20 protein-coding genes are annotated in these 25,786 nt (G+C 49.5%); 4 read left to right on the top strand and 16 right to left on the bottom strand.

What is annotated here, in order from left to right; translation table 11 throughout:
• The first annotated feature begins 2 nt into the window (after positions 1-2).
• Both EKD02_RS00895 and argH read left to right on the top strand, forming a co-directional pair.
• The gene (locus EKD02_RS00895; protein WP_011890122.1) at positions 3-1,205 is read left to right on the top strand and encodes an argininosuccinate synthase; all 1,203 of its coding nucleotides are present in this window, start codon (positions 3-5) and stop codon (positions 1,203-1,205) included.
• An 85-nt stretch (positions 1,206-1,290) separates the two neighbouring features.
• Positions 1,291-2,676: an argininosuccinate lyase gene (gene argH / locus EKD02_RS00890; RefSeq protein ID WP_126383357.1), complete on the top strand. Its 1,386-nt coding sequence runs from the start codon at positions 1,291-1,293 to the stop codon at positions 2,674-2,676.
• Between the two features lie 9 nt (positions 2,677-2,685).
• Here argH and EKD02_RS00885 read toward each other — a convergent pair whose 3' ends face one another.
• The 12 genes from EKD02_RS00885 to EKD02_RS00830 all read right to left on the bottom strand — a co-directional run bounded on the left by EKD02_RS00885 (position 2,686) and on the right by EKD02_RS00830 (position 19,143).
• Entirely contained in the window at positions 2,686-2,868 is a 183-nt protein-coding gene (locus EKD02_RS00885; protein ID WP_041469801.1) for a hypothetical protein, read from the bottom strand.
• A 65-nt stretch (positions 2,869-2,933) separates the two neighbouring features.
• Entirely contained in the window at positions 2,934-3,854 is a 921-nt protein-coding gene (locus EKD02_RS00880; RefSeq protein WP_244924374.1) for an alpha/beta fold hydrolase, read from the bottom strand.
• A 14-nt stretch (positions 3,855-3,868) separates the two neighbouring features.
• Complete coding sequence (locus EKD02_RS00875) at positions 3,869-5,245, bottom strand: radical SAM/SPASM domain-containing protein (RefSeq protein ID WP_185805673.1); 1,377 nt, start codon at positions 5,243-5,245, stop codon at positions 3,869-3,871.
• 130 nt (positions 5,246-5,375) lie between these two features.
• Entirely contained in the window at positions 5,376-8,267 is a 2,892-nt protein-coding gene (locus tag EKD02_RS00870; protein ID WP_185805672.1) for an NHLP bacteriocin export ABC transporter permease/ATPase subunit, read from the bottom strand.
• 7 nt (positions 8,268-8,274) lie between these two features.
• Positions 8,275-10,455, bottom strand: a complete 2,181-nt coding sequence (locus EKD02_RS00865) for an NHLP family bacteriocin export ABC transporter peptidase/permease/ATPase subunit (protein WP_126383350.1) — start codon at positions 10,453-10,455, stop codon at positions 8,275-8,277.
• 28 nt (positions 10,456-10,483) lie between these two features.
• Entirely contained in the window at positions 10,484-12,037 is a 1,554-nt protein-coding gene (locus EKD02_RS00860; protein WP_126383348.1) for a TolC family protein, read from the bottom strand.
• 13 nt (positions 12,038-12,050) lie between these two features.
• Positions 12,051-13,163, bottom strand: a complete 1,113-nt coding sequence (locus EKD02_RS00855) for an NHLP bacteriocin system secretion protein (protein ID WP_126383347.1) — start codon at positions 13,161-13,163, stop codon at positions 12,051-12,053.
• Positions 13,164-13,249: 86 nt separating this feature from the next.
• Positions 13,250-13,489: a Nif11-like leader peptide family natural product precursor gene (locus EKD02_RS00850; RefSeq protein ID WP_126383345.1), complete on the bottom strand. Its 240-nt coding sequence runs from the start codon at positions 13,487-13,489 to the stop codon at positions 13,250-13,252.
• 216 nt (positions 13,490-13,705) lie between these two features.
• Positions 13,706-14,425: a response regulator transcription factor gene (locus EKD02_RS00845; RefSeq protein WP_126383343.1), complete on the bottom strand. Its 720-nt coding sequence runs from the start codon at positions 14,423-14,425 to the stop codon at positions 13,706-13,708.
• 105 nt (positions 14,426-14,530) lie between these two features.
• On the bottom strand, positions 14,531-16,558 hold the full coding sequence (locus EKD02_RS00840) for a sensor histidine kinase (protein ID WP_244924373.1): 2,028 nt from the start codon (positions 16,556-16,558) through the stop codon (positions 14,531-14,533).
• Between the two features lie 80 nt (positions 16,559-16,638).
• Positions 16,639-16,911 (bottom strand): RNA-binding regulator, encoded by a 273-nt coding sequence (rbp, locus tag EKD02_RS00835; RefSeq protein ID WP_011890130.1) that lies wholly within the window; start codon positions 16,909-16,911, stop codon positions 16,639-16,641.
• A 150-nt stretch (positions 16,912-17,061) separates the two neighbouring features.
• Complete coding sequence (locus tag EKD02_RS00830; protein WP_126383339.1) at positions 17,062-19,143, bottom strand: carboxy terminal-processing peptidase; 2,082 nt, start codon at positions 19,141-19,143, stop codon at positions 17,062-17,064.
• A gap of 159 nt (positions 19,144-19,302) precedes the next feature.
• Between EKD02_RS00830 and EKD02_RS00825 the strand changes: the two genes are divergently transcribed.
• On the top strand, positions 19,303-20,277 hold the full coding sequence (locus tag EKD02_RS00825) for a class II fructose-bisphosphate aldolase (RefSeq protein WP_011890131.1): 975 nt from the start codon (positions 19,303-19,305) through the stop codon (positions 20,275-20,277).
• 63 nt (positions 20,278-20,340) lie between these two features.
• Here the strand turns inward: EKD02_RS00825 and EKD02_RS00820 are convergent, their stop codons facing one another.
• Complete coding sequence (locus EKD02_RS00820) at positions 20,341-21,570, bottom strand: M20 metallopeptidase family protein (RefSeq protein ID WP_126383337.1); 1,230 nt, start codon at positions 21,568-21,570, stop codon at positions 20,341-20,343.
• Between the two features lie 211 nt (positions 21,571-21,781).
• Here EKD02_RS00820 and EKD02_RS00815 point away from each other — a divergent pair, with 211 nt between their 5' ends.
• The gene (locus EKD02_RS00815) at positions 21,782-22,507 is read left to right on the top strand and encodes a helix-turn-helix domain-containing protein (protein WP_126341508.1); all 726 of its coding nucleotides are present in this window, start codon (positions 21,782-21,784) and stop codon (positions 22,505-22,507) included.
• A gap of 4 nt (positions 22,508-22,511) precedes the next feature.
• Here the strand turns inward: EKD02_RS00815 and EKD02_RS00810 are convergent, their stop codons facing one another.
• The 3 genes from EKD02_RS00810 to ppk1 are packed head-to-tail and all read right to left on the bottom strand — an operon-like array spanning position 22,512 to position 25,781.
• On the bottom strand, positions 22,512-23,195 hold the full coding sequence (locus EKD02_RS00810) for a CBS domain-containing protein (protein WP_126383335.1): 684 nt from the start codon (positions 23,193-23,195) through the stop codon (positions 22,512-22,514).
• Entirely contained in the window at positions 23,186-23,620 is a 435-nt protein-coding gene (gene rpiB / locus EKD02_RS00805) for a ribose 5-phosphate isomerase B (protein ID WP_011890135.1), read from the bottom strand. Before rpiB ends, EKD02_RS00810 begins: the two co-directional genes overlap by 10 nt.
• 7 nt (positions 23,621-23,627) lie before the next feature.
• Positions 23,628-25,781, bottom strand: coding sequence for a polyphosphate kinase 1 (gene ppk1, locus EKD02_RS00800; RefSeq protein WP_011890136.1), 2,154 nt, complete (start codon positions 25,779-25,781; stop codon positions 23,628-23,630).
• Positions 25,782-25,786 lie beyond the last annotated feature (5 nt).

The following is a 25,786-nucleotide window of genomic DNA, read 5'->3' as shown; positions in this document are numbered from 1 at the left end:
CAATGCAGAAAGAAAGAATTGCGCTTGCCTATTCCGGAGGACTTGATACCTCAATCATGATCAAATGGCTGAAAGACAAATACGGCGCAGATGTTGTTGCCATCACCGGAAACCTTGGCCAGCAGAAAGAGATAGAGGGACTTGAAGAAAAAGCCGTTTCAACCGGAGCATCAAGCTTCCATTTCGTTGACCTGAAAAAACAGTTCGTTGAAGACTATATCTGGCGGGCCCTTAAAGCCGGTGCTCTCTACGAAGATGTCTACCCGCTTGCAACCGCTCTGGGTCGCCCACTTCTTGCCAAGGCAATGGTTGATGTTGCTCTTGAAGAGAACTGCACCATGCTTGCTCACGGCTGCACAGGCAAAGGCAACGACCAGGTCCGCTTTGAAGTAACCTTCGCCTCCCTGGCACCGAACATGAAAGTGCTCGCCCCTCTGCGTGAGTGGGAGTTCACCTCAAGAGAGTCGGAAATGGACTACGCCATCAAACACAACATCCCGGTCTCGGTTACAAAGAAGAGCCCCTACTCAATTGATGAGAACATCTGGGGCATCAGCATTGAGTGCGGTGTGCTTGAAGACCCGATGGTAGCGCCTCCTGAGGATGCATATCAGATAACCACTTCCCCCGAAAACGCCCCCGACACCCCGACCGTTGTTGAGATTGAATTCGTACAGGGCGTTCCTGTTTCAGTTGACGGCAAAAAAATGGCCGGTCTTGATATCATCAACCGCCTCAACGAACTCGCTGCAAAGAACGGAGTCGGCCGTCTCGACATGATCGAGAACCGCGTTGTCGGCATCAAGTCCCGCGAAATTTACGAAGCCCCTGCAGCCACAGTCCTGCACTTCGCACACCGTGAACTCGAGCGCCTGACCCTTGAAAAATCGGTTTTCCAGTATAAGCGTCACATTGCTCAGGACTATGCAAACATCATCTACAACGGCACCTGGTTCTCACCAATGCGCACAGCGCTCGACGCTTTCGTAGACGATACACAGAAACCCGTCACCGGCATGGTCCGCCTGAAGCTCTACAAAGGCAATGTCACCCTGCTCGGCCGCCAGTCACCCTACTCGCTTTACAACGAAGCTCTGGCAACCTACACCGAAGCCGACTCCTTTGACCACAAGGCAGCCGAAGGGTTCATCCAGCTCTATGGACTCGGACTGAAAACCTACAGCGAAGTCCATCCTGCAAAATAACTTCGATTCAAGCCACGGGCACGCATGAGACAAGAGCATGCGTGCCCATGACTCCCCTTTTCCATCCATACAACCTCCCGCTGCCATGAGCAATAAGAAAGAACTTCTCTGGGCGAGCCGTTTCAATGAACCCTTCGACGAGGGCGCACTGAAATTTTCCTCATCCGTTCATGTTGACGGAAAACTCTTCCGCGAAGACATTCAAGGCTCCATCGCCCATGCAACCATGCTCGGTGAGGAAGGGATCATTACAAAGGAGGATGCCCGTCAGATCACGGCAGGGCTGAGTGAAATTGAAAAGGAGATTGAATCAGAAACGCTGGTTCCCCAGTGGGAGGATGAAGACATCCACACCGTGATTGAGAACCGGCTGAAAGAAAAAATCGGAGCCGTTGCCGGTAAACTCCACTCAGGACGAAGCCGTAACGACCAGGTGGCTACCGACACCCGCCTCTACATGCGCGCAAAGGTCAATGAACTCCATACCGCCCTCACCGGACTCATGGAAACCCTTGTTGAAAGGGCCGACACCTACCAGAGCTCCATCATCTTCGGCTACACCCACCTGCAGCGGGCTCAGCCCATCTCTGCAGGCCATTACTACCTGGCCTATTTCAACATGTTCCGGCGCGACCGTCAACGCCTCAGCGACCTCATGCAGAGGGTGAATATTTCGCCACTCGGCGCAGCCGCTTTTGCCGGCAGCACCCTTCCGCTCAACGCTGAAAGAAGTGCCGAACTGCTGGGCTTCAACTCCATTTTCTCAAACAGCATCGACGCCGTCAGCGACCGTGATATCCTCATTGAATTCATCTCTGCCTGCTCCATCATCATGATGCACCTCTCGCGCTTCTGCGAAGACATCATCCTCTGGAGCTCCTATGAATTCGGTTACCTTGAAATCAGCGACGCATTCTCCACCGGCTCCTCAATCATGCCGCAGAAGAAAAACGCCGACATCGCCGAACTGATAAGAGGCAAAACCGGAAGGGTTTACGGGGACCTCATGGCCATGCTCACCATCATGAAAGGGCTCCCCCTCTCCTACAACCGCGACATGCAGGAGGACAAGCCGCCTTTGTTCGACAGTGCCGAAACCGCCATCTCAAGCGTTACCCTCTTCAACCGCATGCTCCAGCACACACGCCTCAAGGAAGACCGGCTCAAAGAGCTCACAGCAAAAGACCTCAGCCTCGCCACGGAGATTGCAGAATACCTGGTAAAAAAGGATATCCCCTTCCGTGACGCGCACCGCATCACGGGCAGGATCGTCAGCTGGAGCATCGAGCATTCCACTCCCCTGCCGGACATCCCGCTGGATACCTACAAAGGGTTTTCGGAGGTGTTCGATGAAGGGATTTATCTTGCGCTGACGCCTGAAGCCAGCATCAACTCCAAGAAATCCCACGGCAGCTGCTCGTTCGAGTCGGTCGAACGGCAGATCAGGGAGGCCCGGGAACTGCTCGGCTGAAGGGCCGGGTCAATCCAGCGACTCTTCGCTCGATTCTTCCTGCAGGGAACCGGAGTTCCTTTCAGTTTCGAGCCTGCCGCCCGGCAGGCTCTCTGAAGTGTACTGGCGCGCCCTTGCGCCTTCCTCACGCCCCTGCATATAGGCGGCGGCTTCCTCCAAGCCGCGCTTTATGCTCTCAAAGACTGAATCCATAACAGGTTCGTATCATTCCTTACTATCATTCCTTAATACCGCACGCGTGCCATTCATGAGGCACTTCATCCGGAGTGGCGTTGCAGGAACTCTGCGGCCACAGTCTGCGCCTCTGCCGCTCCGGGGCTGACCCAGAAGCCTAGGTGGGAACCGTACTCGATCCAGTGGCGTTCTGCTCCCTCAATGCTTTCATATGCATAGACACCATCGTAGAACTTGACATCGGCATCATGGGTCCCATGGATGATGAGCGTCGGGCATTGTATGCCGCTCAATGGCAGTCGGGTATAGGTCCTGTAGATTGCCATATCATTATCCGTTCCGGCCTTACGGGGCTTGTACGGGTACATGGTGTTCATGAAGGCATCTACGAATTCAAGGGCGGATGGAGTATTGAGGGCAAAGTCGATATGCGTTTTCATCTGCTCCTTGGTGTAATACGCCTCGGTAACGAACAGCTGCTTCAGGAATGAAGCCGGACTGATCTTTTCCATCATGCTTGTTAGCTTTTGACCAAAGCTGTTGAGAAAGAGCGCTTCGGCAACCGGGCCGACCTTTTCCGGAAGGTCGTAATAACCACTGACGCTATCAATGGCAATCATTGCCGATACCCGTTCGGGATGGCGCATTGCGAAAACATAGCCTGGAGGGCCTCCTGCAGATGCACTGACGACAACCACCTTCTCAATCCCGAGATGGTCCAGAAGTGAAGCGAAGAGGTCGGCCTGCTCTTCCATGCTTCGGCCACTCTCAAGCGGGGTACCAAGGTAACCGGGGCGGGAGGGGCACAGGATGCGAAAGTTGTTCTCATTAATCCATCGTGCAGCCATGACCCGTGCCTGATCGTATCCCCCAAGGCCACCATGCACAACCATGACGACAGGGCCATCTGAGCTGGTCAATGAATACTCCACAGGCCCGTTTTCGGTTTGAGCAATAAGAGGTTCTACCGAAACGCCAGCCATCAGATCAAAACTCCCTACCATGTTAACCTCCAGGGTTAGTTATTGTTGCTTGCAATCATATTTTTCAAGGGTTCTGATGCCATATCAGTGGTTTCTCCCGACCGAATTACCCGGTAACCATTCCATTTAGGTACCACGGATACTTCAGACAAGAGATTCAGCTTGACCTCTCTTGAGAGCCATGCATCATGATACGCCTCCAAATGCTCCGGGAGGGAATCCTTATAGGGTGAACATATGGGAAGCCCGCTCTCTCCAAACTGAAACGATCGCAACCTGCGATTGACGCATCCGCCCCCGCAGATAGGGAAAACTGAGCAGTCAATACATTCCTGATTATCGTAAGGATCTGTGCCGATCATATAACGGGAAGTCGTATCTTGGCTGAAAAGATTGGTTCGGTCAGCAATTGAGCCAGCCAATAAATCATCTCGCCCAACATCCTCCCAGCACTTGTAGAGTTCTCCCTGCGGGCCAATGACATATCCATACTGAGAATTGGCTATGCAGAAAGACTCCCCGCTAGATACAGGATACAGCCCTTTGACTGGATGTACCCCGCCATTCCAATAGGAATCAAGAATAAAATCGCTCCACTCTTTTGTGTTAAGAGCAACCTGCTGGCCATAAGAGTGAGTGGCTGAATTTTCAACCCGTCCGGGATAAATAAACAGTCTGACGCTCTTCCCTAGACGTGTGGTGAGTTCATTGTGAAGAAGAAGAAATTCATCCCTGTTCGTCCGGTCGATATTAACTCTCACAGAACAGTCTCCCTTGTAAGAAGAAGTCAGAAGAGTCTCGATATTTCGAAGAATGACGTCAAATGTCCCTTGGCCACCGCGCAGCATCCGTCTCGCATCATGCGTTGTCCGGTTCCCATCGAGTGTGATCTGGACATGATTGATTTTTAAGTCGTTAAGCATTTCTGACTTGCGTCTGTCCAAGAGATAACCATTAGTCACCATCCCGGCGCTCTCATATATCGAATCAAGTTTTTCAAATGCAGCACTTAAACTAACAATAGTATCAAATGCCAAGGTTGGTTCACCTCCATACCAGCCGACATTAAGTTTACGTGCATTCTCAAATGATCGGATAAAATCGACTAACGCGTTTTGAGTAGAGGTGCTCATACTCGACATATCTCCCTGACTATGCTCAAAACAGTAAGGACAGGTGAAGTTGCATGCGAGGGTTGGGCAGATGGTAAGGGAAAGGTTGCTTGAATCATATGCGATACTGTTGCGCTTATTGCGCATGGTCATGAGTGATAGCCGCTCATGCTCGGGATTAGCCATGAACCCGTATTCCTCAAGCAATGCATTGAACTCACTATCGTGGCCAGCACCTATCATCCCATTATCACCCAAACCGGAGAGTATTTCAAAATGCTCGGCATCAAGCTCAAGCATAGTATTAGACAATGCGTTATAGGCAAGGAACCTATTTCTAGCCGTTTTCTGGAGAGTGTTATATCGCGACCATCTCATCATTACATCAAGATTTTTTTATTAAAAAAAGTCATGCCTGACGGAATAGACTTTATGCGATTTGCCTTCTGGCCAGTTCCTTAAAAAATCCCTCTTGAGACATCAGTTCATCATAGGTTCCAGATTGAACGATTCGCCCCTTATCTAGGCAATAGATCCTGTCAGCATTTCTGATTGTGCTCAAGCGATGAGCAATTACTATGCGGGTTGCATTTAGGGACTCCAAGCTTTTACTAACTATCGCTTGTGTATGGTTGTCCAAAGCACTTGTAGCTTCGTCAAAAAAGATCAGTCTGGGCTTCCTGACAAGTGCCCGCGCAATAAGCATCCGCTGGCGCTGACCTCCCGAAAGTCCGCCGCCACCCTCACTAATGAAGGTGTACATTCCCATCGGCATGTTCTTGATGTCGTCATCAAACCCCGCAAGACGGGCGGCCTCCCAACCATCATCAATGGTCAGTGTGGATGTTCCGATGATGTTCTGCAATACAAAGCCAGGCTGTAAGTCGCCATTTTGTATTACTACACCAACCTGACGACGGAGTTCATGCAAGTTCATATCAGCCATATCCATGCCATCGAAATATACTGAGCCCGAAGATGCCACTTCAAAGCCTAAGAGGATATTCAAAAGGGTTGACTTGCCGGACCCTGATCCACCAACCAGCGCAATGAACTCCCCCGGCTTTGCCTCTAGAGAGACATCGTAAAGGATCTGCGGCTGATCGGGGCCATATGAGAAATTGACATTCTGCAAGTCAATATGACCCTTTAGTTTCCCAAAATGCGCACGGTTATCGTCCATTTCAGGAGGTGTATCAATAATCGGCTTTAAGCGCTCATAAAGTGGTATGATATGCATGTTCTGGAGGCCCTCCATCACCATTTGCATCAATGCCCCCTGAAAACCAGAATATGCAGCAACAAACGCAATGAAGGCTCCGGTATTGATCATATTTCCCGATATCATCTGACTTGAAAACAGATAGATGGCAGCTATTGCCAGGACAGGAAAGGATGACTGGAAAACTGTCAGCATGTTTTGAGCCGTGCCAGCACGGAAAATCTCCTGTCGCTGTCTGCTAAAAAGCGTTGCCCAGCGAGCAAAAGCCAGTGTTTCTGTTCCAGTCACCCTGATTTTTCCTATCCCTCCCAGAAGCTCTCCAAGGAGCGTAGATAGGGAGCCCTGAGTATCCGCACACGCTCTAAGGGGCTCCAGGCGCCTTATGCCAAGAACAAGAGTCACGACCGCCATTATCAAGGATAGCCCAAGAGCTACGAGCGCAAGTTTCCAGCTATAATAAAAGAGCAGTAAGAATGATGTCAGTCCGAACATGCCACTGAATAGTGCGTTGACAACCGCACTACCCAACGCATCACGGATTTCGCTGATACCCATAACCCGGTCTGAAAGATCACCTGAAGAGTAGCGTCGATAAAAACCACCGGGCATCTTAAGAAGGCGATCCATAATAGCCGCCTGGACATTGACATCCATCCGTGACTGGATCCGGACCACAACAAACTCTCGAACCAGATTGAATCCGGCTACAGCCAGAGTTGATACTAGAAGAATTATAACCAGTTGCATGAGTTGTCCATGCATGGCCTGAGGGATGATTGAATCAAAAAGGATTCCAGTCAATACCGGAGAGAGCAGCCCGAGCAAAGATGCTCCAAGTCCAAGAAAGAAAAGAAGAGCAATGTCTGATTTGGTCCCGATCAACGCAAATGAAAGGAGATCCTTGCCACTAACAGAATGATGGGGCAACGCAGGATAAAACATCCAGGCAACGTCCTCAAGGGTTGCTGCTACCGTCCCATCCATTGGGAGTACTTCCCCTCGCGTAGGATCATGTAAAATTGAACCGTTGCGCTTGTCAGGAATCACAGCGACCGGAACCGATCCGTCTTTACGCATGCATAAGAGGGGGGTAATCATATTGCACCACCAGACAGAGTCTTTATTTAGTGCAATCTGACGCGATCTAACCCCTGTTGTCCTGCAAAGGATATCAACCGGATCATCATAATCGTTGAGAGACTGGTTCGGCGGAGTTTGGAAAGTAATACCCGAATATCTTCCTATAATTCGGCAAACGTTTAGAAAAGGCCCGGCGTCTTCCGTATCAGCCTCTTCATCAGTAGATGTAAACGAAAAGACATCACTAAGCCGTTCAAGAGCGCTGTCATAGACGCTGGTCCAGAATGACTCTTTTAACGCCTCTGCCTTATTCTCCTGATTCAGCCTTTCCTCATAGGAGGAAATCAGCAAGTCCAATATCAGCGAGGTGAACTCTGTCGCAACATCAATCAACTCATCATCGTGATTGGCTAAATCGACTTTCTCAATGATGACGTCTTCAGTCGCACTGAACCAACTACCCGGCGGAAGTGGGAACTCCGAACCCTGCGATATGACCCATTTTTCTAACCCACTAAACAACCCGGATCCCTTAACCACCCTGTACCAAGGAAACTCCCCATCAGGCCGGATGCTACTCCCTGCAGCGACGTCAGTCTTGCCTGATGGGTGATGAAGAATCTCTTTGCTTGAACATTCACGATGTTCAAAGTGACGGGTATAACCGCTGAACAGATCGCTAATCCAGTCGTCAAGTTGTTCAAGGAGAACATCACGATGGATATCCGCACCCTTTTCCGCAATCACCGTTTTGATCTGAACGCTGCGAACGGTCGTTTCAGGAGTCCCGGTAATCAGGAATCCAATCTTTGGGTGTCGATTACGGAGTAGCACCCCCGGAAGTAGTTCCCCTGTCTTGATGCTGCAGAGAAACATCCTTGAACCCGACGGCTTTTCCATATCCAGTGGGACAGCAAACAGATTGGCTACACCACTTTCAACAATCCAGTTTTCATCAGGAAGCAGAAGAAGCGGTTGGTTGCCGGCAACCGATCGGACAGGCAGAAGTTTCTTTCCCATTATGTAATCACCCTTCTTTAACCAGGCCCGCATAGAAGCCGTTGAGTTTCATAAGCTCTTCATGAGTACCGCGTTCAACCACCTTCCCTCGCTCAAGAGCAACAATTTCATCACAGTCCCTTATTGTACTCAGTCTGTGTGCAATGATCAGACAGGTACACCCCCTTGCACGAATGTTTTCATCGATTTCTTTCTCCGTCTCAGGATCCAGCGCACTGGTTGCTTCATCAAGAATAAGAACGGATGGATGGGCGGCTAGCGCCCGGGCAATCTCAATACGCTGGCGCTGACCACCACTGAAATTAGAACCACCCTCATTCAATTGTGCTTTGTAGCCACCCTGTCTTGAAGAGATGACATCATGGATACACGCGTCTTTGGCAGCAAGAACAATGGTCTGCATAGAAACAGAAGGGTCCCACATTGAAATATTGTCTGCAATGGACCCCTCGAACAGACTGATTTCCTGACTAACTACCGTCACGGATGCATTAAAAACTTTTCGAGGCACGTCCTGAATCGGGTGGTTATCAACCATGATGTCTCCAGACCAAGGCTTGTATAGGCCGGAAACCATCTTTGCTATAGTGGACTTACCCGACCCAGAGCCACCAACCAAGGCAACTCTGGAACCAGGCTCGATATGCAGTGTGAATTTGTCTATCAGGGGATCTTCGATACGATTATATCCGAATGTTATATCAACTAGATCTAATCGTCCTTGAAGCTTGACAGGAAAGTCACGGGCATCATTATTTGCTCTATCAAGATGGATATCAGAAGGATTGTTCATCACATCATCAAGGCGCTGGAGATCACCTCTGGCATCTTGAAGTTCCTGTCCAAGAGTCACCATTTCATTGACAGGCGAAAGAAATGCAAAAACAAGTGACTGGAAAGCGATAAGCATTCCCATAGAAAGATCCCCCTGCATCACTCTTGCACCGCCTACTCCCAGAATGGTTATGTTCCCGAGTGATTGAAGAAGCGGAGGCATGGCAAGAAGAATCGAGGTTGTAACCTGCAATTTCTGCTTACCATTTACCATATTTGCAAACAATCCAGACCACCTGGAGAAGAAATCGGCCTCTCCCCCGGTAGCCTTGATGCTATTGATGCTTTTAATACCAAAATAGGTTGCCCCGAACACCTTCCCTTGATCCTGCAGAAATCTCTGATTCAGGATAATCCTGCTTTTTGATACATACTGGAGAACAAACCAATTAAGGGCAGCGACACTCACCGCCATAGCTGTCAGGAGGATATCATACTGGAGCATGAGAATCACATAAAAGACAACCAGCAGAACGTTCAGGGCGTTGTTTGTCAATTCTCCGGCTACCAAACTGGCAACATTGTCATTCAACTGTACCCTGTTGGTAATGTCACCGGTCATGCGCATTGAAAAAAAGCGCATAGGCAGTGTAAATACATGGTTGAAAAACTTAGCCGAAGAAGTCAAAGCCATTTTTGTCTGAGCCTTGAGCAGGTAATGTTCCTTCAACCAGGTAAGAGCGGCCTGTACCAGTGCAACAAGCATCAACCCTATGGCAATGGGACGAACCCATCCCGTCATATGCTGGACCAGAACATTGTCTACAAAAACCCGGAAAAACGTCGGGATAACCAATCCGGGAATTACAAGAAGCAGGCTTGTCAGGATGACATAAGCCAGTGCAGATTCAAGACCCGGGACACGCTTCTTTAGTGCCCCGAACAGGCTGAATGGTCGCCCGGCAGTTTTAAAATCAGGACCTGGTTCGAAAGTGAGGATCACGCCAGAAAACGACTCGTTAAACTCTACCTCTGTTACCTTTCTGGGGCCTTCAGCCGGATCGTTAAGAAAAAAAGTCCCGTTTTTGAAGCCTTCAAGTACAACGAAATGGTACAAATTCCAAAAAATGATCATTGGAAGCCGCTTGCCTTCCAATCCATCAAGTTCAACCCGATAGCCTTTTGCCTGCATACCATGGCTTCTTGCAGCCTTGACAATTCCGCTTGCCTTACTTCCATCCCTGGTTACGCCACAATCATCTCGTAATTGTTCGAGTGATACATACTTGCCATAGTATGCAAGAATCATTGCCAGCGATGCGGCACCGCATTCCACAGCTTCCATCTGCAGTACAGTTGGTGTACGCATTCTTTTTGATGTCATCACATCTTTTTTATCAACATTGTTACCCATAGATAACGCTCATATTTCTCAGTTATGATTATAGCGGCAGCGTGATAAGGCGTTCTGCTTCCAGAACTGGTTCGTTGGTCGCCGGATCTTCATCCAGAATCGTACCTGTTGTGAAGCGGACATCTACAATTGCAGTGACAAGCGATAATTCAGAATCAATCTGATCTGAAACTGCATCAGAAAAGCTATCAGAGATGTCCTGAAGGTCAAAAAGAGAGCTTAATCCAAGCCGGAATTTTCGGTATTCGATATCTCGTAATTTCCTGTACAGATCTCTTCTTTGTCGCTGTGAACGCACAATTCCGATTGCATGTGAAACCCTCGACAGCGCAGCCGATACGGAGGAGTTAACAGTGTTTTTCTGATCTTCCAGCTGAATAGCATAACGGTCTCTTTCGGCCAGTCTACGTGCATAGTTGGCTTGATCGCCTGTCTGGCCCTCCATAAAGTAGTAGGTTAACTGTGCCCCTATATTCATACCGGGAGATGTTCTCCCGATGGCAGCAAGGTAGTCGTTGCCGGCAGCACCCTCATTTAGAGTCGTATATCCTAGATTCACGGAAACATCCAATCTTGGCTTTTTACGGTTCCTTGCTCCACGTAATCTATACAGTGCGGCCTCAGCGGCAGCATCTAGGGCTCGAAGATCATACCGGGATCTCCCCACTGCTAATGCACGAGTAAGATCTGATTCACCTAAACTGTCTTTCAGAGAAAAGATAAGGGTACTATCAGCCGCACTGACTCGAGCATCAATAGTATCAGACATACGAACACCAGTTACCTGCTCGAGTGTGGCCTTCGCGTCATCAATAACTATTTTAGACACCAGCATCTGCGCATCAAGTTTCTTGAGATAAGCTTTTGACTGATCAACTTTTGATTGTGAGATTTCTGCAGTCGAAGCAAGTGCCGCTGCGGCTTCAAGAACATTCTGGGCTAGTTTGCGCTGTTCAATGTCAGCCTCATGCCGGCGGCAGGCATAATAATATGTCCAGAAAGCTCTTGTAGCCTGATATGTTGTGAGAGATGCCTGATAGAACATGTCCATCCATGCAGACTCTGAAAGCTTTTTGGATGCCGCAAGTTCAGCTCTTGTTTCATTGAACCCCAAGCCTTCAAATAGCGGGACGTCTATTGTTAAGGACACAACACCCTGATTGACTAGTGCCGGATAATTATAGGTATCGTCAATTCGATTCAGCCCAATGGACGCTGAAGTTTTAACGCCCTGCGGAAACAAACGACTTAAGGACAACGATGAAGTCCAGTTTGTTGAACGGTAGCCCCCTATTGAGTTGCTCCCGAGCGTATCTAAAGGAATGGATGTCCGGGCATACCCTGCACTGATGGCTAGCGAAGGTGAAAATGCCATAGACGCGTCTGCCATTGCCGCGTCGGCAATTTTCTGGTCCTGACGAACGACCCTAAGATTCCCGGCATGCGCAAGAGCCTGCCGTACCGTAGCATCTAATGTCAATACTTCGACGGCAACGGACGATGCTGGATGTGTCGCGATGACAGTGATTATGGCTGTAATGACGACAATTCGCAATCTACTGCCTTGACGAGTGATAGTCATGATGGGCTATTATTTACTGATCCGAGCCCAGGACCATTTTTTTGATGACAGGTAATACATAGGCTGCGGGTGGTAACTCCTCCACAGATACTGACCCGGTGCAAAAAGCACCCTGAGTTATCTTGACATCGGGACCGCGGCCTGAAGTCCAGCGATAGCCGCTGGGCGATTCATCGTCCTTCTGAAGCCGGACAAGAACCTCATACGGCGCCCCATTCCGGCTCAGGGTTGATACCAGCATATCATTACCTAGCTTTGCTTTGAGAGCTGATACTGATTCAGGATATTCACTAACGGATACAACAGATCCAATGATATGCCCGTACTCTTCAGCCTTCACCGTAGCCGGTGAAACCATTGCAGCCATTCCTTCACGAATTTTTTTTGCTAAACCAGATGGCACATATAGCACAACATGCACTCCAGCGCTGTCAGGCTGGAGTTTTTCAACATGGAATAGTGGCGTCCCTTTCGCGACAAGCGAAGCATCGTCAGCATCTATGTCAATAATTCTACCATCGTACGGCATGGTTACCGATGTTTCCCATTCGTATGCAGCCTTAGCATCCTCATAGCGATCCCTTGCATTGCTCATCATGAGTTCTAAAGCGTAGAGTTCATTTTGAGCATTGATAAAATCACCTTCTGCACCGGCCATCATCGGTCGATCAACAAGCCCCCTATCAAAAAGACCCTTTAAACCAGAAAGACGTGATTCCTGGAGTTGAAGGCGCTTTTTGAGCAATGCAACACGCGTCTTGTAATGAGTCATGACGCCATTATATGCATCACGAGCAGAAGAGAGCTCCTGATTCAACGCAGGTTGATCTACAGTTGCGACAAGTGTTCCGGATTTCAGAACGAGCCCCTGCTGATTTGCTATCATATTGACGCGCCCATCAGCCTTAGCGTCAAGGATAACTATATCACCCTTCATGAGAATGCCCGACCCAGACACAACAGTTGGTACTAGGCCAGTAAAGGCCCAGATAACAACCGCAAACAGTAGCAGACCGATGGTGCCCATGGCAATCCACCCACGAGCATCCGTGACCTTCATAATCCGGTCAAGGTCTTCCGGCGAAGTGAGCTTATCAAGTGCCTGTTTTCTGAATTCCAGAGCCATAATGTTGAAGTCGAGTGTAGTGTATCAAGAAGAAAGAAAAGAGGCCGCATATTCTACTAATTTGCGGCCTCTTTGTAAGATAGGTGTCAGAATACCTTTTTACTGCACAGATGACAATGTGCAAAGCAACCACCAGCCACATTATCAAGATCAGCATCACCTAACTCTTCAGATGCAGCCTTGACCTCTTCAAGTGTGCATTCAAATCCACTCTCGTTAATAAACTTGATGCGCTCATCAAGATTTTCAATAGCCATTGCCTGATCGGCAAAAGCTTTGTCGGACTTAACCTTTTCAAGTGCAAGTTTCGCCTGTTCGATTGACATGAGGGCCTCTCTTTATTTTAGTGATTTAAAAAAAACAATGGGTTCCGCATACCTAAAGGCATTTGTTAACCAACACTGCGAATGAAAATTGAAGAATCAAATCAGCAAATCAAAACCATACTTCGTCACTTCTCCTGACAAATTCTGATTTGGAATCAGCGTGGCTTTATAGTGGTTAGCTATGAAATCGGGAAGTGGGGAAATCTCTAAAAATCGCTAATGACAATCAATTGAAGAGGAAAATGTATACCCATAGCCACTCGCAGTTTTGATGGGGGTTTCCAGTGTGTTGGAAATCTTTTTTCTCAGGCGGTAAACCAAGGACTCAAGCGAGCGGTTCGACGATTCATTTATAGCATAACCCAGAATGGGGAGGAGTTCTTCGCGTGAAACAATATGCCCCGAAGCCTCTGCAAGAGCATAAAGAAACTGGTACTCTTTGGATGTCATCTTCACCAGGTCGCCTTCAGGGCTTTCCAGCGTCCAGTCTTCACCATTCAATCTCCAATGGCCTTTCACTGCCTTGTTTATCGTGATAGCTGATGATACATCGAGTTCAAGACGGCCGAATAGACTGTCAAGCGATGCTGCCAATTCTCGAAAGTCAACCGGCTTGACGAGATAGACATCTGCCCCCGATTCATATCCGGCAAGCCGGTCTTCGACAGAAGTTCGTGCGGTCAGCATGAGGATACGCATTCCTGTGTTGGCCCTGATGTATTGGGCAATCACCAGGCCGTCCTGATCGGGAAGGGCAAGGTCGAGAATTGCAATTGTGTAGGGGTGTGTGGAGACTTCGGCATAGAACTCCAATGCAGTTCCTACTCCGTGGATGTCATAGCCTTTAATCCGGAGGTACTTGATGATGCTGTCGCGGAGGTCCTCGTCATCCTCAACAATGATGATACGCTTTGAGCCGGATTCTAACTGGGCCATATGATGGAGGAGGTTGTCATGAGGGTTAATTTTATATACTATACTACACTTCACTCAACAGTTCTTATACCCATTTTTTCTGATAAATGTTGACAGCCGCGGGAGCTATTCCTCCCTATTGAGAGGAAGAGTTATGGTTACAGTTACAGTATCATCTGGTCCAGAGGTGAGATGCACGCCCCCCAGATGCTGCTCGATGATCTGTCGAACTAGCCATAGCCCGATTCCGGCACCCGGGGTATCATGACTACTTCCACCCCTTCGGTATTTATCAAACAGCGAGTCACACTCCCCCGCGTCCAACTCCTTCGTCTTGTTGCTGACGATAATCTCCACGATATCATCATGCCTTCTGCAGCTCACGCCCACCGTGCTATGGGCCGGTGAGTATTTTTGTGCATTGTCCAGCACATTGAACAGCGCAGTGTTAAGAAGTGGCATTTCCCCGCGTATGTACTCACCCGACAGCGAAGACGCTAAGGTGAAGTTCCTGTCCGGCCACATCCAGCGAACGGCCTCAACCTGCTGGCGGACGAATTCATCGGCTCCGCAGCGGGTAAACTTTCCCCCGACCTGCGGGTCCGTCACCCTGCTCTGCTCGAGAGACACATCCATCACATCAACCAATCGGCTGACCGCCCTCCGCATTTTCATAAGTTCCGGCGACTCGCTCTCAGCGACGGTTTCGGGATGTATGGCCAGGATGTCCAGATTGCCCTGAATGATAGCAAGGGGCGTACGGTACTCATGTGACAACATGGTGAGAAACCGGTGCTGTCGCTCTGTCGAAAGGTGTTCGGCAGCAAGGGCAACCTCGAGGCGCTCCTTGTTGTCCCTTAGTTCACTTGTCATGTCTGTTGCCAGCTCCGTTGCCCTTTTTTCAGCCAGCCGGGAGGCTTCGCTGAGCTGCCGTTCCGTGATGCGGAAGCGTTCGGAAAGTGCGATGGAAATGAGAACCATATTCACCAGAGTTGCCGGCTCAATCATATTGATATCCCATTCCTGCTGAAGGGGAAAAACGCCGATAAGACGGAGAATCTGGTAAAAATAACCAAGAGCGCTGATGCCGAACGCCACGGTGATGAAAATGCCGCTCTGCGGCATACTTACAAGAAACTGTCTACTGATCAAGAGCAGCAGGCTGATGAGGATAATGATGCCGACAAGGGCAAATGGAACGATCTCTGCATAGAACCCGAACGGAACGGAAACCATTGTCAGAACTCCGGTTGCCGACATCAGGCGCATATAACGGATATTCCAGACGCCTGCGAAATCACGAAAAAGATGATAGCTGAATTCAGAAAAAACAAGCACCTGAACACCAACGCCCATATACACCATGTAGTCGGAAAGACTATGGGCGTATTGTGGGATAATGAGGGTAAGCATGCCGGCTGCAGCGAGATTGTTGACGAGCACCGTCAGAACATAAAGGGAAAAATACAGAAACAGACGATCACGAATGGAGATAAAGAAAATCAGGTTCATCACACACAGTACTGCTGCTATACCAAGGTAACCGGAATGGAGCATGATGCTGTAATAGGTGCTGTTCCTGAGACTCTCATAGGTGGCAACCTGTCCAGTAAGACTTATTGATCCCTTGGAGTATACCCGGACAAACACTTCGACAGGTTCATCTACCGGTAGGTTGAGAGGAACGATAAACGCCGGGTTGAGTACAGGGCGATTGGCGACAGGAATGTCGGTACCGAGCTGAACAGTGCGGAAAGAGGAGACAAGGTGAGGCGAAAGACCTTGGCGCTGAATATAAATGCCAAGGTTGTTGGTATAATTTGGTGAAATGCTGAGCATGGCTTTTTCGGGAAAGCTTTCTCTGCGCTGTATGGTGAAATGGATCCAGTATGCATTACGAGCATAGCCAGCGTTGAGTGTACCTGGCAATGAAATAAACTCACCTTGAGCGAAGGCTGAATGGGCCTGGCTGAAATCCATGTTTCGTGATGGATCCTTCAGCATATCCATATGGCCAGAGAGATAGTAGAACCCCTTGCCGCTGAGAGTAAGAGTCTCAGAAGAAGACGCAGCAGAAGCATCTGTGGCAGAAAAAACTGTTCCAAGGGCAATGAACAGACAGAGGAGCCATCGTATGACTATGGGGGAATTCATAATGCGTAAATATACGCAATAAAAAAGCCGGGCAGGAAAAAAGTCCTGACCGGCTTTGAAGCTTTTGCTTTCAGCAGGGATCAGTAATGATCGCGGCGGGGAGCTCTTTCTTCGCGGGGCTTTGCCTCGTTGACCATGATGGAACGGCCCATGAAGTCCTTGTTGTGCATGGCTTCAATGGCTTCGCGTGCAGCATCGTCATCAGACATTTCAACAAAACCGAAGCCTTTTGAGCGGCCGGAAAATTTGTCCATGATGATGTTTGCGCTCTCTACCTGTCCGAATTCGGAAAAGGCGTCACGAAGGTCATCTTCAGAAACGGTGTAAGGCAGATTGCCGACATAAATATTCATTGTCTAATCTCAGTAAACTCGTGCAGTGATAAAAAGATAGTCTTGCGGATAACCATAGCACCAATTACCCGCACACTTCTCAACCAACCATTGGCTGAATACAGACAGAGTTTAGTTTAATTGCAGTTGATAAACAACAAGAAAATGTTTTCAATTGATTTGGGTCGGTTTATTGACAATGACCTCTGAGCCCACGGGTTTTACCCCTGCCAGATCTGCCGTAATGGCCACAGCTTCATCCAGGACGATATCGCGTCCCGTCACTTTTGGAGGCTTGGATTCATTATCTGTTTCGGGAACCCAAAGTTTTTCAATCTGTTTTATTTTTTCAGTCTCAACCCTGAACACCGACTCCTTGAGGGAAATTGACTTTTTCTTTCTGATGGCATTGAGTGTCGCTACATCTTTCAGATAGTTCTGATAAGCAGGGTCTGCAAGAATACGGCTCTGGAATTTCACGCGGAGCTGATTGATGAGGGGCTGTGATACCTCAAGACTCTGACTGTAAAAGGATCGTGACACGGTACTCCAGGGAAGGCTGCTGGTATAGGTGTCTTCACCGATTGCAGAGTTGTCGATAAGGGATGGCATGAAGATGTCGGGCACAACGCCTTTATGCTGCGTGCTTTCACCTGAAATCCGATAAAACTTGGCGATGGTGAGCTTCAGCTGGCCGAGTTCAGGCTGTTTTCCGAAGAGAGAGTATGGGCGCTCGAGACGGATGATGCTCTGGACGGTTCCTTTCCCGAAAGTCCGCTCCCCGACAATGACTCCCCTGCCGTAATCCTGAATTGCTGCGGCAAAGATTTCAGAGGCAGATGCGCTGTACCTGTTGACAAGAACGGTCAATGGGCCGGTGTATGCAACCTGGCGGTCTTCATCGCGCAGCACTCCTTTTCCGCCTGATGAACTGCTCACCTGGACTACCGGTCCGGAAGGAATGAAAAGTCCTGTAACATTGACCGCCTCTTCAAGGGAGCCTCCGCCATTGTCGCGCAGGTCGATCACAATGCCGTCCACATCGGCGGCATTGAGCTCACCGAGAATGCGCGACACATCGCGACTGGTACTGTTATATGCCCCGTTATTGCGTTTCTGTCCTTCAAAGTCAAGATAGAACGAGGGTATGGTAATGACTCCGATGCGACGGCCGGACTGCCGGATGATCTCTTTGTGTGCAGCCTGCTCCTCAAGGTTGACCTTGTCGCGCTGAATGGGAATGATTTTAGATGGCCCGCGGCCCGCCTGGCTTGCAGGTAGAATTTTCAGGCGCACAAGGGTCCCCTTCGGTCCACGGATAAGTTTGACGACATCATTGATTCTCCAACCGACGACATCAACAATCTCCTCTGTTTTGCCCTGACCCACACCGATGATTTTGTCTCCCTTTTTCAGCAACCCTGCCCTGAAGGCAGGACCGCCGGGAATAACTTCATTGACAACCGTATACTCGGTTTCACTCTGCAGTTTTGCGCCGATTCCTTCAAGAGATCGGCTCATGTCTATCTGGAAGTTTTCATAATCTGAGGGTGAGAGGTAGTCTGTATGGGGATCAAACGAAGTGGTCAGCGCATTGGAATATACCCTGAACGCATCCTCTGCGCTCTGCTTCTTCAGGAGGCTCAGGCGGCTTGCATAACTCTTGGCAAGGGTTTCGCGGATGGTTTTCGGGCTTTCACCTGAATACCTGAGGTTGAGCCACTTGTATTTCAGCTCTTTGCGCCAGTAGGCGAGCAGCTCTTTGCGGTCAGCGGGCCATGCATCTGCGTCTCTTTTGACAACAAGGGATTCGGGGGTCCTGAAGTCAAATCGAACGGTATCGGCAGCGGCTTTCAGGTAGCGCATCTTTTCATTGGCGCGCTTGAGAAAGAGATTGTAGATGGCAAAACCAGCCGTTGCCCGCCCTGAAAGAAATTCATCATCAATGCGGTTGCCATACAGTTCCCGGAGCCGGCTTACCTCGCCTGCCATAAAGTAACTTTTACTGCCGTCGAGATTGTCGATGTAGCGGTTGAATATCTCCTGGGAGAGTGAATCCCCGACAGCTACTTTTCGGTAGTGGTTTTCAAGCAGATACTGACTGACATAACGGGCAGCCTCTTCCTGGGCATGGGAGGGTTTGAGAAGAACCTGCTTTGCGGGAGAAACGGGAGTTTGCACATTGTTTGCAAACAACGGCACAACCCCTGCAAAGAGGGAAACAATAAGCAGTGTAAGGAGTTTTCTATACATCGTATCTGGGTGAAAAGAGAGAAAGAGTTTGGCGTTAAGAGTTGCGGTGCATTTAAATATATCATATAATGCACCACTTGATAAACGACAGTTGGTGAATTACGAAATAAATCGGCAGTCCACCAGTAACAATTATAAATACAAAAGGGAGCGCATTCAATGCCAAAGCAGCCTGTCAGCTATAAATCACTCGGCCTCTGCAACAGCAGAGAGCTTTTCAAGAAAGCCGTAACCGGTGGCTATGCCATTCCGGCCTACAATTTCAATAACCTTGAGCAGATGCAGGCAATCATCATGGCCTGTGCCGAAACGAAGTCTCCGGTTATCCTCCAGGTTTCAAAAGGCGCCAGAAGTTATGCCAATGAAACCCTTCTCCGCTATCTGGCTCAAGGTGCCGTTGCCTATGCTGAAGAGCTCGGCAGCCCGATTCCCATCGTTCTCCATCTTGACCATGGCGATACCTTTGAGCTCTGCAAAGACTGCATCGAGTCAGGCTTTTCCTCTGTCATGATTGACGGCTCACACCTCCCGTATGATGAAAATGTTGCCCTGACCAAAAAAGTTGTGGAATACGCCCACCAGCACGATGTTACCGTTGAGGGTGAACTTGGCGTGCTTGCCGGTATTGAGGATGAGGTTTCCGCGGAGCATCACACCTACACCCAGCCTGAAGAGGTTGAGGATTTCGTTGCCAAAACCGGCGTCGACAGCCTTGCCATCTCAATCGGCACTTCACACGGAGCCTTCAAGTTCAAGCCGGGCGAAGATCCGAAAATCCGCCTTGATATCCTTCAGGAAATTGAAAAAAGAATTCCCGGATTCCCCATTGTCCTTCACGGTTCATCTTCAGTTCCGCAGGATCTTGTCAAAACCATCAATGAGCATGGCGGCAGACTCAAAGACGCAATCGGCATTGGAGAAGATCAGCTCCGTCTGGCATCCAAATCCGCAGTCTGCAAAATCAACATTGATTCCGACGGACGCCTTGCAATGACAGCTGCAATCCGCAAGGTACTGGACGAAAAGCCTGAAGAGTTTGACCCGAGAAAATATCTCGGTCCTGCACGCGATGCCTTGATGGAACTCTACAAGCACAAAAACATCAATGTGCTCGGTTCTAACGGCAAAGCGTAAAGTAACAGGCTGATTTTTTACCGAAACAACAGAGAAAGGCGTCCTTATGGTCGCCTTTCTCTGTTATGGCCGGCCAGCGGCATTCTCAAGAAACCGGCAGGCCGAATAGGCAAAAAGACCTGCCCCCGTTACCAGCGCCTTTTCGTCAGGGTTGAAAGTTGGAGAATGCAGTGTGTTGCCCCTCTCCTGCTCTGCAGTACCAGTGCCAATCTGCCAGAAAGTCCCGGGAATTTCCTGAAGGTAATAGGCGAAATCCTCAGCGGTCATGAGCGGCTCGCTGTCGAGTACATTCTCCCTGCCGAGATACTCGGCACATGCTATGGCAGCCTGCCGGGTGATTTCAGCATCATTGACAAGCGCAGGATACCCGTGGCGGATTTCAAGCTCCGCAGTCACACCCATTCCTTCTGCCACATGTGTCACCGTTGCCTGCAGTTTCTTGTGCAGAAGTGCACGAAGCTCCTCGTTCATCGTCCGCATGGTTCCGCTCATGGTGACTGTGGAAGGGATGATGTTGGGGGCACTTCCCCCATGAATGGAGGCGATTGAAACCACTGCCGGTTCATGGGGCGGCACCACCCTGCTGACAAGGTGCTGGACTGCCGTTATGATGTGTGCTGCTGCAAGAACCGGATCAGCCGCCTTATGAGGAGCTGAAGCGTGACCTCCCTGCCCAGACACCGTGAAATACAGCTCATCGGTTGCCGCCATGAAGCTTCCCTTGCACAGTGCAACCTTTCCTGAAGGGACACTGGGAAAACAGTGCTGGCCAAGTATGGCCACCGGGCTGAATTTTTTGAAGATACCTGCTTCAATCAGTGGCCTGGCACCACCCGGAGCCTTTTCTTCAGCCGGCTGAAAAATCAACAGGACCCCTCCCTGGAGTTCATCCTTGATGGAAGCAAGAATGACAGCTGCCCCGAGAAGCATGGCGGTGTGCATATCATGACCACAGGCATGCATTTTCCCCGGCTCAAGTGAACAGAATCCGTGGCTGTTCTCTTCATTCAGCGGAAGAGCGTCAATATCGGCACGCAGCGCAATGATGGGCGAGCCTTCTTTATAGTTTGCCCCTTTCAGCAGTGCCACAACCCCGGTTTCCAGAAACGGCGGCTCGCACTCAATTCCAAGCTTCTGAAGATACTCTACCACAACACGGGTTGTTCGTACCTCTTCATAGGAGAGTTCGGGGTGCATGTGTATGTCTCTGCGGACTTCGGAAAGTTCCGGAGAAAGACGGCTCGCATACTCCTCTATCCTTGCGGCAAGCGCTGAGGCAGGTGCTGAATTCATTGAAAAAAAGGTTGAAAGTTACAGCGGGCAAAGGGCTCACTCGCCCATGCACACCAATTTCATAAGGTACGAATAACGCTCATAAAGTAAAACAGAAGGAGAGCGGGCATCGTAAAAGATGGAATTTTATCGGATTTTAATTATTTTTGGAATATATTTTAGTAAAAATACGATAGAGTATAACACTCCGGCATAACTCAACCTCACAGGCATGGATACAGTTTCAACACTCGGTATGCGCATCAGAAGAGTGCGCCGACATTACGGGCTTCGTCAGGAGGAGTTCGGAAAAAAAATCGGAATATCGGGAAACAGGGTTTCGGAAATAGAGAACAATAAAGGCGGAACGAGCGCCTCGGTACTTGAAGAGCTCTGCAGAGGCTTTCCCGTAAGCCATGAATGGCTGCTGACGGGAAATGGCTCAATGCTCAGAAACAAAGAGACAGGGGAAGAGAGCAAAGGAATATCAGAGCGGTTGACCCTGCTGGAATCAAGAATTGGGCGGATCATCAATGTACATGAAAACGATGACAGAGAGCCTTCGCTGATCAGCGTACCGCTTTACAGCAGTGCTGTTCCTGCCGGTATGCCGGCTGTAGCGGCCGAAGAGGTTGAGACCTATCTGGATTTCCCCCGGTCATGGACAGGGGGCAGAAAAAATGTCTATGCGCTGAAAGTTTCGGGCGACAGCATGATGGATATTGGAATAATGCCCGGAGACACGCTGCTGGTCGAATCCCGCGAAACGGCTCGTGACGGGCAGGTGGTCATTGCAAGCCTGAATTCTGAGGTAACGGTAAAAACCCTCTGCATCAGCGACGGAGGGCATGTATCGCTGGCTCCTGAAAACAGAAAATACCGCCCGATTCCCGTGACACCCGAAAGTGATTTCCGCATTATGGGCGTTGTTCTTGCGGCGCTCCGGCAGTACAGGTGAAGGGCTACAGATCCATCACCCGTATGAACTCCAGAGCCTTTTGGCGAAGGTCTTCATCATCCCCTCCCGACAGTGGCGCCGCATAGCGTATCATATATCCATACTGCTCCAGGGTTTTGACAAGATGGTAGGCATCATGAACCTGAAGCCTCATAGAGAGCACCCTGCTCTCCCCTTCCGGGGATGGATGGTAGGAGCCGAAACTCAGCACCGTCGCATCATTCTTCTCAAGAACCGCAATCACCTCTGAAACATTGAGCCCGAATGCGGGTACCTCAAGCTCAAGCGTCATTGCGTCTCCCGAAAGATGAAACACCTCAACCGCTCTCATAAACAGCCGTTCTTTATGAACAACGCCGATATAGTCGCCACTTTCACGCTCTATAACAGGAATGATTATTTCAGGGAACAACCCCATCCGTGAAAAGAGTACCAGCTCATGTTCATCGGCAGTTGTTGAAGGAGTCACAGGGAAACTCAGCTCACTGAGTTTTTTTGCAGACCCTTCAGCCGCTTTTTCAAGTTCGGCCATATGAACAATGCCGGAAAATCTGCCTTTATGGCATACAGGAACACAGGACAGTTCCTCTGCATGCATAAAGGCAAGAAGCTCTTTAATTGTCCTGCTGTCTTCGAAAACCGGATACCCTTCATCAAGACAGCTCTGTATGGAGCCGTTCAGGACCATTGTTCTATCTTTTCTACCCTGCGCTGATGCCTCCCTCCCTCAAACTCAGCGGCAAACCAATGTTCAAGCGTGGTTACTATGGCAGCACTGTCGGTAAAACGGGCCGACATGCACAGCACATTGGCATTATTGTGCTGTCGGGCAAGGGTTGCAAATTCAGGTCTGCATGCAAGGGCAGCACGAATGCCTGGAACTTTGTTGGCAGATATTGAAACACCCAAACCGGTACCGCAGAGCAATATTCCCTGCTCGTACTCACCGGCTGCAACAGCCCGTGCAACTTTATGCGCATAGTCAGGATAGTCGACAGACTCTTCTGTATATGGCCCCATATCGGTGCATTCATGGCCATGGGCTGCAAGCCATGCAGCTATCTCTTTCTTGAACTCAACACCTGCGTGGTCACTTCCAATGGCAATTTTCATGGTACTGCTACTTTAAAATATGAGAAATCTTCTTCTGAACGGCTCTCTCAAGAAAACGGACCTGACTGTTACAAGGCGGTTGATCGTTTTGCATGAGTGAATACATACCCGAAGCATCCATCGTCCAGGCTTTTACATTGTCGGCAAGCAGAAGCTCAAGATCTTCAAGCACCCTGTCAATGATCGTTTCATCGAAAACGGGGAAAATCGTTTCAACACGGTGATCCAGATTTCTCTGCATCATATCGGCGCTACCAAGAAAGAGTTCTGCTTTGCCGCCATTGTTAAAATAATAAGCTCTGCTGTGTTCCAAAAATCTTCCTATCACACTTATTACCCTGATAGTATCACTTACACCTTTTATACCGGGCTTCAGGCAGCATATGCCACGGATGATCAAGTCAATCTGAACCCCGTCACGAGAAGCGCTGTAGAGCGAACGGATGGTCTTTGGGTCGACAAGGGCGTTCATTTTCATGATGATTCTGCCACCACCCTCCTTTTTATGGAGTGCAGCCTCCCGCTCAATCATCTCAATAATGCGCTTGCGGGTGTTGAGTGGAGAGACAAGCAGCTTACGGTACTCAGTGTTTCTTGAATAACCGGTCAGGGCGTTGAAGAGTTCAGCAACATCACTTGAAATCTCTTCATCATCGGTAAACAGGCTGTAATCGGTATAGATTTTTCCGGTTGAGGGGTTGTAGTTGCCGGTTCCCAGGTGCAGATACCGTTTCAGCTTGCTGTTCTCACGGCGAACTATCAGGGTCAGCTTGGCATGGGTTTTCAGGCCGGGCAGTCCATAGATGACATGTGCGCCGACATCTTCAAGTGCGCGGGCCCAGACAATGTTGTTCTCTTCATCAAAACGGGCTTTCAGCTCAACAAGCACTGCCACCTGTTTGCCTGCTTCAGCTGCTCTCATCAGCGCCTTGACAATCGGTGAATTGCTCCCCACACGGTACAGCGTCTGCTTGATGGAAAGAACATCCGGGTCGGCTGCGGCCTGGTTGATGAAATCAACGACCGGCTGAAACGAGTCATAGGGATGGTAGAGAAGATGGTCGCGAACACGGATTGCGCCGAAAAGGTTGCGGCCGTAATGGTCCTCAATGGGATTTGCGGGCACAAATGATTCATCCTTGAGATCCGGACGCTCAATGCGAAGCAGTTCAATGAGGCATCCAAGCCCCAGAATTCCCTCAATTGCATAGACATTGCGCTCACTGACCTCAAGATTCTTCATGAGAAGCTTTTTGATGGGCCCGGGCATTTGGGGGCTGATGTCAAGCCGGACCACCTTGCCGTAGCGCCGCGAACGGATTCCCTGTTCAATCGTTTCAAGAAGGTCACCGGCTTCATCTTCCTCAATTTCAATATCCGCATCACGAACAAGGCGGAACAGGTGGGACTTGACAATGCGCATTTTAGGGAAAAGCATGTCGAGGTTGTTCTGTATCAGGTCCTCAAGCCAGATAAAGCGGAGCACGCCGTCTTCAGTCCCCAGACCTTCAACTGTGCTGAACGAGAGCATGCGGGGAAGAATGCTGGGAACCTTGACTCTTGCAAAACGGCTGGCACCGGTTTCTGAATCTTCAAGCTCAATGGCAAGATTGAGCGACAGGCTTGACATGAAAGGAAACGGATGACCTGTATCAAAAGCAAGCGGGGTCAGAACAGGGTAGATTTCCTGACGGAAATATGTGCGAAGTGCCTCCTGCTGCTGTTTGGGAAGCTGGGTGAAGCGGACAAATGAAATCCCTTCTTTCTCCATTTCCGGAAGCAGGTCATTGTAGAAACAGTCGTTCCTCTGCATCAGCTGGGGAGCAACCATGCTCCTGATATGTTCCAGCTGTTCGGAGGGGGTATAGCCGTCTATGGTACGATCCTGAATGCCTGCCTCGTACTGATCCTCGATTCCCGCCACCCTTATCATGAAATACTCATCCAGATTGGAGCTGAAAATCGAAATGAACTTCACCCGTTCAAGAAGTGGATGTGCCTCCCTGTTGAGTGCCTCCTCAAGAACCCGCTGGTTGAAATGTATCCAGCTGATTTCACGGTTCACATAGAGTTCGGTGCTGTGGAGATCGGGCTGTTGCATATCCTCCCGCACCTTTTCAGGATTGATTGTTTCGTTGCCGGCAGTGATGTCGTTGGTCATGTCGA

Origin of the sequence: Chlorobium phaeovibrioides, from assembly GCF_003968655.1 — a bacterium.
Lineage (GTDB): Bacteria > Bacteroidota > Chlorobiia > Chlorobiales > Chlorobiaceae > Chlorobium > Chlorobium phaeovibrioides.
This window is presented reverse-complemented; position numbering and strand designations above follow the sequence as displayed.